Genomic DNA, 12,483 nt, shown 5'->3' with positions numbered 1-12,483 from the left:
ACATTTAACAAAAAGCCAAACATTCTAAGGAATCCTATCGAAAGTCTCGAATTTTTATGCATATAAGCGAGTACTAATTTGAGTTAGATAGCATTCCTATCAGCATGTCATTGCCGGCTCGTGATCGATTACACCAATGAATAGAAATTTATTTGACTTACAGTTGTACGCTGATATTCTGGCGTACAACTGTTAGCTGAAAGGAAATCATCACCATGTCGGATCCTCAAAAGCCCCCTCTGATTTGGTTAAATATCACCCTGTTTTTATCGTCTTTCTTAGTGGCTGTGATTGTCGTGCCTTGGTATGGCGTTCACTATGGCTATGGTAGCGAGCATCTTGCCTGGTTTTTGATTAGCTTCTCCTTTTGTAATCTTTCAATTACAGCCGGTTATCACAGGCTTTGGGCGCACAAAACCTATCAAGCCCATTGGTCGTTGCGCAGCCTGTTTGCATTAGGTGGTGCATTCGCACTGCAAAACAGTGCATTGCATTGGAGCTCTGACCATCGTATTCATCACAAACACGTCGATAATAATGACAAAGACCCTTATTCAGCCAAACGCGGTTTTTGGTATTCACACATAGGCTGGATGTTGCGTGAGTACAACGCCAACCAATATTCCGACTACAGCAATTGTCGTGATCTGCAAAAAGACCGCATCGTGATGTGGCAGCACAAGTACTACGTCGTGTTAGCATTGGTCATGAACCTTGGCGTGCCTATCGCGCTAGGGTTGATCTATGGAGATGTATGGGGAATGCTGTTGATCGTCGGCGTATTGCGCTTGGTGCTCAGTCACCACTCAACCTTCTTTATTAACTCGTTGGCGCATATCTGGGGTTCTCAACCTTATACCGATAAAAACACCGCTCGCGACAATGCTGTGCTCGCCGTGTTTACCTTTGGAGAGGGTTATCATAACTACCACCACATTTTCGAAAATGACTATCGCAACGGCATTTATTGGTGGCAATACGACCCAACCAAGTGGTTGATTAAAAGCTGCTCATGGCTTGGTTTGACTTCAAAACTCAGGATCACCCCTAAGCTCAAGATAGAGAAAGCGCGAGCGAAACAAGCATTACTAACGGCAACCAGTAAAATTCATCAACTTCCCAACGCTAGGCTGCTTAATGAAGCGTTAAATAAAGAGTTTGAACAGCTCATAGGTAAAATGTCTGACTACTATGAGGTGAAAAAGCAGATGCTAGAGGCAACGCGAAATGGTTTGGTAGAAAAGTATGAACGCAGTTTGTTGAAAATGCGATACCAGCAAATCAAACAAGACCTAGCCCAACAACGTAAAAGTTGGGATAACCTTATCGCTCAATATTCTTAACTTCACCTACGCAAACGGAAGCTGAACGCTTCCGTTTTTATTGATAATAACCTATTGGATAAAGTCACTTACGATTGAATCTATCTCACCACTCGCTTTCATTTGGTTTAGAACTTCATGGTACTTGGTTTTGAAGTCCTGCTTGTATGGGAAGGCGGTGCCATCCGTAACTATGCCTAAAAAGCCTTGCTCAGAGCTAATAGTTGCCCCTTGTACAACACTCTTCCCGTCGTATTTGCCTTCGTTTGCTAACTTTTTAAGCTCCCATTGAATTGAAAGTGCATCATTCATGTAACAATCGACTCTTCCAGCAATCAGCTTGAGTAGGTTTTTTGGTGTTCCTTTCGTTTCTGTTAGCTTTATGTCACCTGCTTTCACCGCCGCTCTAAACTCATCTCCTCCAGCTGAAAAGCCTGAATTATTCCCTATGAGCAAACCCATATAATCTTGGGGCCAATTTGGCCTTGGGTTACTCAAAACCGATTTCTGACAGACGACTACGAGTTTTTCGTCTAATATCGGAACCTCGTACTCCATATAGGGGCGTTGCTCGGGCCTTTTGTAGGGAGGATAAAGTGCAAAAATTTTACTTGCTTCAATTTCAGAGAGCCCACGCTTCCATGGCGTGCCTTTTAATGTCACATTGTATTCAGGCATCTTGGAAAAAATCTTTTCCAGTATCACCGTATATATTCCCGTTAAACGTCCACTTTCTACATAGGAATACGGAGGGTATGAGTCATCCCCATAAATAGTGATATCCGTCTTTGCCTGCACGGACAAACTGGTTAACCATACACTGATTAAGACCACAATATAACGCATTACTTCCTCCCAAATGGCCGGAAAGCCACATTTTTCCGCTACAGGTAAGTAATAGTTCAATGGTAGGTCAAGTCAAGCTCAGCACCGATGATTCAATATGTTAACTATTAGTATCACTATAACAGCCTGATATTAAATTGTTTGTATTTCTTAGTTCAAACACCAACCTCTAGCCTATACTCCAAACAATCGATAGGCTTACCATGTAACTCAGCGAAGTTAGCCACCCGTTTTGTATAAACAAAGCCACTTGCCAATAGCACGTTCTGTGAGGCGAGATTGCTCGTTTGTGCATAAGCATAAAGCTGCTCAATGCCATATCTTTTAAGCATTTCAGGCATCTGGGCCACCGCCCACTTAGCCACTCCCTGATTAACCGAAGATTGCCCAACTCGATAACCAAGATGCGCAGTACGTCTGTTGGTGTCTATGTTGGTCAGATTGAGTCGGCCAATAATTTCATCTTGATCACTTTTAATCAGCAGCGGCAGCATTTCACTACAGTGATAGTCGAGTAAAAACTCGCGAATGTGTTGTTTCACCCCAGTTAAGGTATAGAAGCCTATTTCACGAGGCGGAATAAAACGGTCAAACCACTCTCTATTCTCCGCCTCAAACTTGAGTAACTCGGCGGCATCCTTCAGATTGAGTAAGGCAAGCTTCAAGAGTGACTCCTTAATGAATAAAACAGACGGACTTATCGTGCACGATAGGAACCCTTCGGTTATTTCTTTTTGCCGCGATTGGCGTGTATTTTCAGTTTTGCTTTCATTTTACGTTTATCGGCTCCGCGTCCTTTACGCCTCGGACCTTTGTCAGACTCGATTTCTTCGACCAAGCTCGGCTCGAAGCCCGCGAGCCACTCTTGAGGGAGTTTGACATCCAGTAAACGCTCTATCGCCTCGAGCAAATACTCTTCGTCTCTACTCATTAAAGAAACCGCATAACCTGGTTGCCCGGCTCGTCCTGTTCGTCCAATACGATGAATGTAATCTTCGGCTTTATAGGGCATGTCAAAGTTGACCACCTGCTCGAGCTGCTGAATATCCAAGCCCCGAGCCGCTACGTCGGTCGCAATTAAGGCTCTCACCTGCCCAGATTTAAAGTCGTCGAGTGCTTTTTGCCGCGCGCCTTGACTCTTGTCGCCATTGATTGACACCGCTTTAATCCCATCCAACTTGAGCTCTTTCGCCAACGCATCACTGCCTTGTTTGGTCTTAGTAAACACCAACACTTGGTGCCAATTGCGCGAACCAATCAAATAAGCAAGCAGCTCCGCTTTACGCTTTTTATCCACCGGATGAATCATCTGTTTCACCGTTTCTGCTGTCGAATTTGATGCATTCACTTGTACTTCAATCGGCTGCTGTAACATTTTATAGGCGATATTTTTAATCCGCTTATCAAACGTAGCAGAAAAGAACAAAGTTTGACGCTCTGGGTTACACTGTTTGAGAATACGTTTGAGATCTGGCATGAAACCCATATCTAACATACGATCCGCCTCATCCAAGACCAGATGACGAGTCTTCGTTAGCGTCACGTTTTTACAATGCATATGGTCTAACAGTCGACCTGGTGTCGCGATCAACATATCGCAGCCATGAATCAAATTACGCGTTTGTACGTTCATACTAGTGCCACCATACGCCGTCACTATATGGAGCTCAGTGTTCGCCGCATATTGATTAATACTATCAAACACTTGTTGCGCAAGCTCTCGAGTCGGCACCAGTACCAACGCGGTCACTTCGTTACTTTGTGGGTCTCTGCGTCGGGTTTGTTCTAGTAATTGTTGCAATATCGGTAGTCCAAATGCCGCGGTTTTTCCAGTCCCCGTTTGAGCCCCCGCCAGCACGTCACTGCCCGCTAAGACATGAGGAATAGCCTGACTTTGAATATCTGTTGGCTCATTGAACCCTATAGATTCGAGTGTGGTAACAAGTGTTGAACTAAGCCCAAGCGCAGAAAATGGTGATGACATAAGGAGTACCTATAGTGACGAGGGCGACGATTCTAACAGAAACTTTTGCTAGCGTTTAGTACCTGGGGATAGAAGCGCGTAAATACCTCATTTAACAACGAGTAATGCCGATCAAGGTATGCAAAACAGTCAACAAGAGGTGCCATTCTCGGTGACCGATGTGACATTCGCTCGAGCGCAAAACCAATATTGTCTAAACGCTGATAGGACTCCAACCAACGTCCTTGTTCCATGGCTGCATGAGTGTGAACAAAACGCGGGGGCAATGCGATTCCCATATCCTGCATAACCCTTTGGTGAGCGGCGCGGCAAAAAGACGACAATGATTGGTCGTGATAGTGATTGAACTGGGCGGCAAGACAGTGATCCCAGAACATATCGAGTGCGATCGGTGCGTAACGCCTAGTGCCATTTGGAAACAACGCTTTTATCGCTGTCACCTCATCGTGGTGATCGGTATAAGAGTCAACAAAACGGTGCAATCGCACACCTTGAGCAACTGTTAGCGGATAGTGTCGCTCTGGTGCACCTTTAACAAAGTCTCCCAGTAAGTTCCCCAGAAGATTCGACTGACAATGATCGGCAATATGCAGATGGGCGAGATAATTCATAGAGAGTCAACAGTCATATTGAAACCTTAATAAAAGCACAAAGCCAGCGCTAATACACTGGCTTAACTTGGACGACTCAAATCGCCTATTTTGAATTTAACGCTAACTATTTAAAAATTTCTTGTGCGAGCTCTTCAATTGACTGTTCATACTCAGACAATTCGAAACCAATTTCCATTGCGTCAAGAAGCTCAAGACATTCTTCGTTTCTTGTTTGGTCACTCATCGGGACCTCCTTAATAACACACAATATAGACTATGTAAGTCCATTACCTACTATGCGGGCCTACGCTTCCTTTTTAAACCTCTTATATGACAGTTTTTTGAAAGCTTAAAGAAAAATCTGATCGTGATTTGATTCAACTCTCAAGCAAACGTTTCCCCATCCACCACAAACAGGATGTAATGATAAATTTACACCAATGGTAATTATATTGTACATTTCGCTTGAAAATCCCCATATAGTTCTCCACAATGTCGCCCGTGCTAGCTAATTCATTCAATTATCGCGCATTAACTAGCCATTAACTCGAAACACAACATATAGTCGTAAAAAAATGAGTACAATTAGAAATTCAAAGGTATTGGGTAGCACTTTGATCATCGCGGGTACCACTATTGGTGCTGGTATGTTAGCTCTTCCCTTAGCATCCGCCGGAATCGGTTTCACCACTTCGCTTATGATCATGTTCGCATTGTGGGCATTGATGGCCTACACCGCGTTGCTCATGATAGAAGTTCACCAACACGCCCACAAAAGTGCTACATTGCATACGTTAGCGAGCCAATTTCTTGGCAGAAAAGGGAAATGGTTAGCCAGTTTCGCGATGTTGTTTTTGTTTTATGCGCTATGCGCCGCTTATATTGCCGGTGGTGGCGCTCAGTTTGCCGAACGTATTGACACTCTAATAGGAGTGAATATCTCTGCAACTAACGCGACACTACTGTTTACCCTGGTTGTCGCATCGGTTGTAACGATTGGCACTTCGACCGTGGATAAGGTCAACCGAGTCTTGTTCGGTTTGAAAGTGGTTGCTATGGCGATCGTGCTGACGTTTCTCGCTCCGAACGTCACGGAATCCTATCTTCTGAGCATGCCTGTCGAACAAGGTCTTATTATTGCTGCCATCCCGGTTATTTTCACATCGTTTGGTTTTCATGGCAGCATTCCTGCGATTGTGAACTACCTAGATGGCCATACCCCATCGCTGCGCAAAGCGATTGTCATCGGCTCTGCAATTCCGTTACTCATTTACGTATTTTGGCAATTGGTTACACTCGGTGTTGTCAATCAAGCGACCCTGTTAGAAAACCAAGGGCTGAATGCATTAATATCGACCTTGGCAACCACGGTTCATCAATCAAACCTGAGTCAAACCATTGGAGTCTTTGCAGATTTAGCCTTGTTGACCTCATTTCTTGGCGTAAGCCTGGGCCTGTTTGAGTTCCTGGGTGACAGCCTCAAGCAACGCGGCATCAACAGCTCTCGTATGAGCGTGGGGTTAGTGACATTTTTACCGCCTATGGGTTTTGCCCTATTCTACCCACAAGGATTTATCACAGCGCTCGGCTATGCCGCCATTGCGCTAGTTGTACTAGCGATATTTTTGCCGATTATGATGGTAAAAAAAGCAAGAAGCGGAACGAAACAAGCCACCTATCAAGTGGCAGGGGGTAACATTGCGTTGCTTGTCAGCACAGGAGTAGGCATCATTATCGTCACAACACAAATCTGCATTACCGCAGGCCTGCTTCCCTCTTTGGGTTGATTTTACCTCAAACTTTAAGGCGCTCTTCGAGCGCCTTTTTTGATCTTTTACCTTTGTTTTTCGTTAAAAACTGTCATTAGCACGCAATTTTTTTGGTCGTCGCCCGTTCTTAATTATCGATAACAAAAAAACAATCGATGAGGTTGAAATGAAAGTGAAGGTAAAGTTAGCCCTGTCCACTGCAGTTGCACTGGCCGCACTGGTCTCTTTTTTCGGTGCTGCTGACAACCACATGGGTGAAGCAAGCAACCAAAGCAGCGAAGTAGCGACGCTCGCCGGTGGCTGCTTTTGGTGTACTGAGTCGGATCTAGAAAAGTTGCCCGGCGTACTTGACGTTGTGTCTGGCTACTCGGGGGGCGCGCTAGAAAACCCAACCTACAAACAGGTTTCCTCGGGTAAATCAGGACATATCGAAGTGGTTAAAGTGACATTTGACCCCAGTACCGTCACTTATGAGCAAGTGCTGGATCAATTCTTCCGCCATATCGACCCGACCGATGACAAAGGTTCATTTGTCGACCGAGGGCCACAATATCGACCAGCGATTTTCTATCACAACTCACAGCAAAAAGAGATTGCTGAGCGCTTCATCAATGAAATTGAACAACTCGGTATTTACCGTAAACCGTTAAAAACCGAGCTGATCGAGTTTGACAAGTTTTGGCCCGCTGAGGATTATCATCAAGATTACTACCTTCGCAACAAAATACGTTACAACTACTACCGTTATGCCTCTGGTCGTGATCAGTACCTCGATGAAATATTTGGCGACGACCGAAATGAAAATCCCGTCACACTGCGCGCCATGATTGACGAACACAACAAAGCCCAGAGTGTTAAACCCTACAGCAAACCCTCTGATGACGAGATTCGCGCCCAGCTGACCGACCTTCAGTTTTATGTGACTCAAGAAGAAGGGACTGAACGTGCGTTTGACAACGCTTATTGGGATAACAAACAGCCCGGTATTTACGTCGATATCGTATCGGGTGAGCCGCTGTTTTCTTCGACAGACAAATACAAATCAGGGACAGGTTGGCCGAGTTTTACCAAGCCGTTAAATGAGGCGTACATTGTCACCAAAACAGACTATCATCTCATTTACCCTCGAACTGAAGTCAGGAGTCGATTTGCTGACTCTCACTTAGGCCATGTGTTCAAAGATGGCCCCGCCCCTACCGGATTGCGCTACTGCATGAACTCTGCTGCTATGCGCTTTATTCCCGCAGCCGATATGCTTAAAGAGGGATATGGCGAATATCTCTACTTGTTCGAGCAGTAAAAACAATAAAGCCAACTCAAGCGAGTTGGCTTTATGAACTACGGCGGCAATTTAGCGCATGACCCTAGCTTTAAAATTGCGCCCTTTCATTTTGCCCGTTTGTAACTGTTTCAGGGCGGGCTTAACTATATCATGTTCAACAGCAACATAAGAAACCATTGCTAATATATTGATTTTACCAATTTTTTTACCATCTAAACCCGCTTGCTTTGTCAGCGCGCCTAAAATGTCACCTGCACGCACCTTCTGCTTTTTACCACCCAAAATCTGGATTGTCTGCATCTTTGGGTAGAACGGGCGTTCAATCGGTTTTTCAGGTAGCGCAACAGGAGAAATCGCAATATCCATATACTCGTCGATGCGAGCCACTCGATACTGTTCCTTTTCGCTGTAAAAACTGAACGCGATACCTTTTGAACCAGCGCGGCCCGTACGACCGATCCGGTGTACATGCACTTCTGGATCGCGAGACAGCTCAAAGTTAAACACCGCATCTAGGTTATCGACATCGAGGCCACGTGCAGCCACATCCGTCGCGACCAGAATAGAGATACTTTTGTTAGCAAACATTGTCAGTGCTTGTTCGCGCTCGCGCTGCTCCATATCGCCATGCAGCTCAACCACGCTAAACCCACGCAGCTTGAGTTCGTCGGTAACATTTTGCACTTCTTTTTTGGTGTTACAAAACACAACCGAAGACTCTGGCTTATGAGTCAAAAGCAAAGCTTCTAGTGCATCGTCTCGCTCTTCAGTGCTATTTAACTGGTAAAAACGCTGCTCAATGGTGCAGGTTTCATGCGTCGATTCTACCTTAACCATTTCCGGCTTATTCATCACTTTCTTAGCCAGTGATTTAATGTTGCTCGGGAAAGTCGCACTGAATAACAGCGTCTGACGCTTTTCTGGAACGGCGTCGATAATCGTATCGATCGCTTCCTCAAAGCCCATGTCGAGCATACGATCAGCTTCATCAAGAACGAACGTATTCAGCTCATCTAGGTTAATTCTTCCCTTAGACAGATGGTCAAGAATACGACCCGGCGTACCCACTAAGATGTGCGCGCCGTGCTCCAATGAGCCAATTTGCGGCCCCATTGGCATGCCACCACACAAGGTTAATACCTTAATATTATGGATACCCCGTGCTAAGGTGCGAATTTCCTTTGCGACTTGATCAGCAAGCTCACGGGTAGGACATAACACTAAGGTCTGCACGCGAAATCGTTTAACGTTCAAGTTACTTAGCAAACCTAGAGAAAAAGTGGCGGTTTTCCCCGACCCTGTTTTGCCTTGGCCGATAACGTCCGTGCCTGCAAGTACCAGCGGTAATGCTTGCTGTTGAATCGGTGTCATTTCGGTATAGCCAAGACTGTCAAGAGTCTCGAGTAACTCAGGGCGCAAAGCGAGTGTTTTAAACGAAGTTGTCACTGTATTATCCTTTAAGGATCAACCAGTTCAATTGAACTGGCGTAAAAAGTAAAAACCGCTTCCAAATGAAGCGGTTTTGAATTCGGTCAATCGTTGCAGCTCTGCCTAACGAATTCCGTGCAGGAACTCGTGGCGGGTTGCAGGGTTAGATTTAAAAATACCACCTAAAGCGGTTGTGGTGGTTTCACTGGTCGCATCCATGACACCACGAGACTTCACGCAGTAATGCGTCGCATCAATGGTAACGGCGACATCATCAGACTCTAGCAATGCCTGCAGCGCTACTAAGATCTGCTGCGTCATGCGTTCTTGAACCTGAGGGCGCTGAGCGAAAAAGCGCACAATACGGTTGATTTTCGACAAGCCGATAATTTTACCGCGTGGAATGTAAGCGACCGCCGCGCGACCATCAATGGTCACCAAATGATGCTCACAGGTACTGGTTACCGTAATATCTTTAACACGGACCATTTCACTCACATTCATCTTGTTTTCGATGACGGTGATCTTGGGGAAGTTGGCATAGTCTAAACCAGAAAAAATCTCGTCGACGTACATTTTAGCAATGCGATGTGGCGTTTCTTCTAGGCTATCGTCGGTGAGGTCAAGCTCTAACAGAGAGAGAATTTCACGCATATGATGCTGAATTTTTTCTTTTTTCTCTTCTCGACTAAACGGGTTAGGCGCCATAGGCGTCTCTAATCCTCGTCGTTCTAGCGCATCTTTGACCAACTTTGCGGATTCGCTAAGACCTGACATTCCACTTCCTCTTATTTACCCCTTTAGGATGGCAGACAAGGATACTCGGATTTTTGAATAATTACACCCATATTTTACAGGGGTCATTATTGCCTAAGCGATATTGTGGTAAAGTGGCCCAGCGATAATAACGAGAGAATAAAGTAGGATTCTGATATGGGCTGCTGCGATGCACCAGGCTTGATGCCAATTGAAGAAGCGATGGAAAAAATGCTGTCGCCGATTAAACCTATCCAAACGACGTTACAACTTCCTTTGGCCGACGCGATCGGCTACGTACTCGCCGAAGCGATCCTGTCTCCTATTTTTGTGCCGCCATTTGATAACTCAGCGATGGACGGCTACGCCATTCGTATCGCCGATTTAAAGAACAATGATGTTATGCCAGTAGCGGGCAAGTCATTTGCTGGCCAACCATTTGAAGGAGAATGGCCAAGCGGCACTTGCATTCGAATCATGACCGGAGCCAAGATCCCTCAGGGCTGTGATGCGGTGATCATGCAAGAGAATACCCAAGAAACCCAAAACGGTATCCAGTTTAATCAAATCGACGTCAAACCTAACTCCAACATCCGACCAACTGGAGACGATATTAACCAAGGCGATGTAGTGTTAGATAAAGGTGCCCGCCTCACAGCTCGCGACATTCCAATGATCGCCACCTTAGGTATCAGTCACGTCACGGTAGTACGCAAACCGCGCGTGGCGTTTTTTTCGACCGGTGATGAACTAAAGGCTCTGGGCGAACCATTAGCTGAAGGTCAAATCTACGACAGCAACCGCTACGGGATTAAACCGTTAATCGAAAATTTTGGCTGTGAAGCTATCGACTTAGGCATTGTTCCAGATTGTCCCGAGACTCTCAAAGCGACCTTTGAGCAGGCGCAAACTCTCGCCGATGTCGTCGTGACGTCGGGAGGAGTCAGCGTTGGCGAAGCGGATTACACTAAAGACATTCTCGAACAGCTAGGAGAAATTGGTTTTTGGAAACTGGCGATTAAACCGGGCAAACCTTTTGCCTTCGGTAAGCTGTCGACGGCCTGGTTCTGTGGACTGCCTGGCAACCCTGTTTCCGCTGTGCTCACCATGTACGTCTTGGTTCAGCCATTATTGGCCAAGCTTGGAGGTCACACACAATGGAAAGCCCCCGAGTCTATTCCAGCACTTACCCGAAGCGCGTTCAAAAAAGCCCCAGGTCGAACCGATTACCAGCGCGGCGTATATTCTATCAAAAACGGACAATTTGTTGTCGAAACGACCGGCAATCAGAGCTCTGGCGCTTTTCGTTCTATGAGTCTGGCTAACTGTTTTGTCGTGTTAGAGCGTGAGCGTGGCCGCGTCGAAGCTGGCGAAACGGTCAACATTCAGCTTTTCAACTCAACGCTGTATTAGAGGTGTCATCTGAATATTTTAACTGACCAAGAGATGCTGCGTTATAACCGTCAGATCGTACTAAAGAATTTCGATTTTGATGGTCAAGAAGCACTCAAACAAAGTGCAGTGCTCATTTTAGGTGCAGGTGGATTAGGCTGCGCCGCTAGCCAATATCTCGCGACCGCTGGCGTCGGTCAATTAACCCTCGTTGATGATGACGTGGTTGAACTCTCCAACTTACAGCGTCAGGTTCTACACCATGACGCAGATATTGGAACCAAAAAAGTGACCTCTGCAGCCAAATCACTGCGCGAACTCAACCCTTTTATTAAGATTGAAACAGTTGATTGTCGCCTCGATGACGACCAACTCAGCGAACTCATCACCCAGCATCATTTGATTATTGATGCCAGCGACAACGTTGAAACACGCAACCAACTTAATCGACTCTGTTATCGTCATAAAACGCCGCTTGTGTCAGGCGCCGCAATTCGTATGGAAGGCCAAGTGAGCGTCTTTACTTACCAAGAAAGCAGCGAACCTTGTTATCAATGCCTCAGCACGTTATTTGGTAGCGGTGCACTCAGTTGCGTTGAAGCGGGTGTGATGTCGCCAGTCGTTGGGATCATTGGTGCCGTACAAGCAATGGAAGCAATAAAGGTACTCGCCAGCTATGGAACGCCCAAGCGTGGTAAAGTGCTGATTTTGGATGCTCTGTCTATGTCTTGGCGCGAAATGAACTTAGTCAAAATTGCAAACTGCCCGGTATGCGGTGAGTGAGCCAACGGGAATCAGCATGGATACACCCAAGATTTTTCTCGCAACATTGGCCGTCGCGTGTGTCGTACTTGTTACTCTGTTGTGGTTGAAAACCGATCACGGTCAGCAATTTAATGGCCGCGTGCTTTCTCAAACCGTGACGCAATCACTCGACGGTCATCGACGCTACTTAAAAGTGACGTCACCTCAAGGTGAACTGATGCTGCAGGTCGCAGCGACAATTGATTGCCCAGCTGGATCAGAAGTGGCTATCGAGCAACGGCAAAGTCTATTTAGCAAGGTTAACTCATTTCATTTAATACGTTGCCTAAAAAACTGATCAAGAAAG

Annotated in this window: 12 protein-coding genes; 6 read left to right on the top strand and 6 right to left on the bottom strand. The window is 45.9% G+C overall.

All coding sequences use genetic code 11. The features are described from left to right. Positions 1-215 precede the first annotated feature (215 nt). Positions 216-1,343, top strand: a complete 1,128-nt coding sequence (locus FCU94_RS13255; RefSeq protein ID WP_176288990.1) for an acyl-CoA desaturase — start codon at positions 216-218, stop codon at positions 1,341-1,343. 51 nt (positions 1,344-1,394) lie between these two features. Here the strand turns inward: FCU94_RS13255 and FCU94_RS13250 are convergent, their stop codons facing one another. From FCU94_RS13250 to FCU94_RS13235, 4 genes are all read right to left on the bottom strand, one after another. Further along, positions 1,395-2,168 (bottom strand): substrate-binding periplasmic protein, encoded by a 774-nt coding sequence (locus tag FCU94_RS13250; protein ID WP_176288989.1) that lies wholly within the window; start codon positions 2,166-2,168, stop codon positions 1,395-1,397. Positions 2,169-2,323: 155 nt separating this feature from the next. Continuing rightward, positions 2,324-2,833 carry a GNAT family N-acetyltransferase gene (locus FCU94_RS13245; protein WP_176288988.1) on the bottom strand — a complete coding sequence of 170 codons (510 nt, stop codon included), beginning with the start codon at positions 2,831-2,833 and terminating at the stop codon, positions 2,324-2,326. A 59-nt stretch (positions 2,834-2,892) separates the two neighbouring features. Continuing rightward, on the bottom strand, positions 2,893-4,152 hold the full coding sequence (locus FCU94_RS13240; RefSeq protein ID WP_176288987.1) for a DEAD/DEAH box helicase: 1,260 nt from the start codon (positions 4,150-4,152) through the stop codon (positions 2,893-2,895). A 32-nt stretch (positions 4,153-4,184) separates the two neighbouring features. After that, the gene (locus FCU94_RS13235) at positions 4,185-4,763 is read right to left on the bottom strand and encodes an acyl carrier protein phosphodiesterase (RefSeq protein ID WP_176288986.1); all 579 of its coding nucleotides are present in this window, start codon (positions 4,761-4,763) and stop codon (positions 4,185-4,187) included. A 566-nt stretch (positions 4,764-5,329) separates the two neighbouring features. Between FCU94_RS13235 and FCU94_RS13230 the strand changes: the two genes are divergently transcribed. Further along, positions 5,330-6,532, top strand: coding sequence for an aromatic amino acid transport family protein (locus FCU94_RS13230; protein WP_176289190.1), 1,203 nt, complete (start codon positions 5,330-5,332; stop codon positions 6,530-6,532). A gap of 148 nt (positions 6,533-6,680) precedes the next feature. Then, the gene (gene msrB, locus FCU94_RS13225; protein WP_176288985.1) at positions 6,681-7,814 is read left to right on the top strand and encodes a peptide-methionine (R)-S-oxide reductase MsrB; all 1,134 of its coding nucleotides are present in this window, start codon (positions 6,681-6,683) and stop codon (positions 7,812-7,814) included. Positions 7,815-7,865: 51 nt separating this feature from the next. Here the strand turns inward: msrB and dbpA are convergent, their stop codons facing one another. Together dbpA and folE are read right to left on the bottom strand one after the other, a co-directional pair. Next, a complete protein-coding gene (gene dbpA, locus FCU94_RS13220) occupies positions 7,866-9,242 on the bottom strand; it encodes an ATP-dependent RNA helicase DbpA (RefSeq protein ID WP_176288984.1) in 1,377 nt (458 codons plus the stop codon). Between the two features lie 105 nt (positions 9,243-9,347). Next, entirely contained in the window at positions 9,348-10,001 is a 654-nt protein-coding gene (folE, locus tag FCU94_RS13215) for a GTP cyclohydrolase I FolE (RefSeq protein ID WP_176288983.1), read from the bottom strand. A 156-nt stretch (positions 10,002-10,157) separates the two neighbouring features. Here folE and moeA point away from each other — a divergent pair, with 156 nt between their 5' ends. The 3 genes from moeA to FCU94_RS13200 are packed head-to-tail and all read left to right on the top strand — an operon-like array spanning position 10,158 to position 12,474. Further along, on the top strand, positions 10,158-11,393 hold the full coding sequence (gene moeA, locus FCU94_RS13210; protein WP_176288982.1) for a molybdopterin molybdotransferase MoeA: 1,236 nt from the start codon (positions 10,158-10,160) through the stop codon (positions 11,391-11,393). Between the two features lie 9 nt (positions 11,394-11,402). Next, the gene (gene moeB, locus FCU94_RS13205) at positions 11,403-12,155 is read left to right on the top strand and encodes a molybdopterin-synthase adenylyltransferase MoeB (RefSeq protein WP_176289189.1); all 753 of its coding nucleotides are present in this window, start codon (positions 11,403-11,405) and stop codon (positions 12,153-12,155) included. Positions 12,156-12,171: 16 nt separating this feature from the next. After that, positions 12,172-12,474, top strand: a complete 303-nt coding sequence (locus tag FCU94_RS13200; protein WP_176288981.1) for a hypothetical protein — start codon at positions 12,172-12,174, stop codon at positions 12,472-12,474. Positions 12,475-12,483: the final 9 nt, after the last annotated feature.

The sequence above is a fragment of the Vibrio sp. JPW-9-11-11 genome (assembly GCF_013369335.1).
Lineage (GTDB): Bacteria > Pseudomonadota > Gammaproteobacteria > Enterobacterales > Vibrionaceae > Vibrio.
The sequence above is the reverse complement of the archived record's forward strand: the minus strand, read 5'-3'. Positions and strand labels throughout refer to the sequence as shown.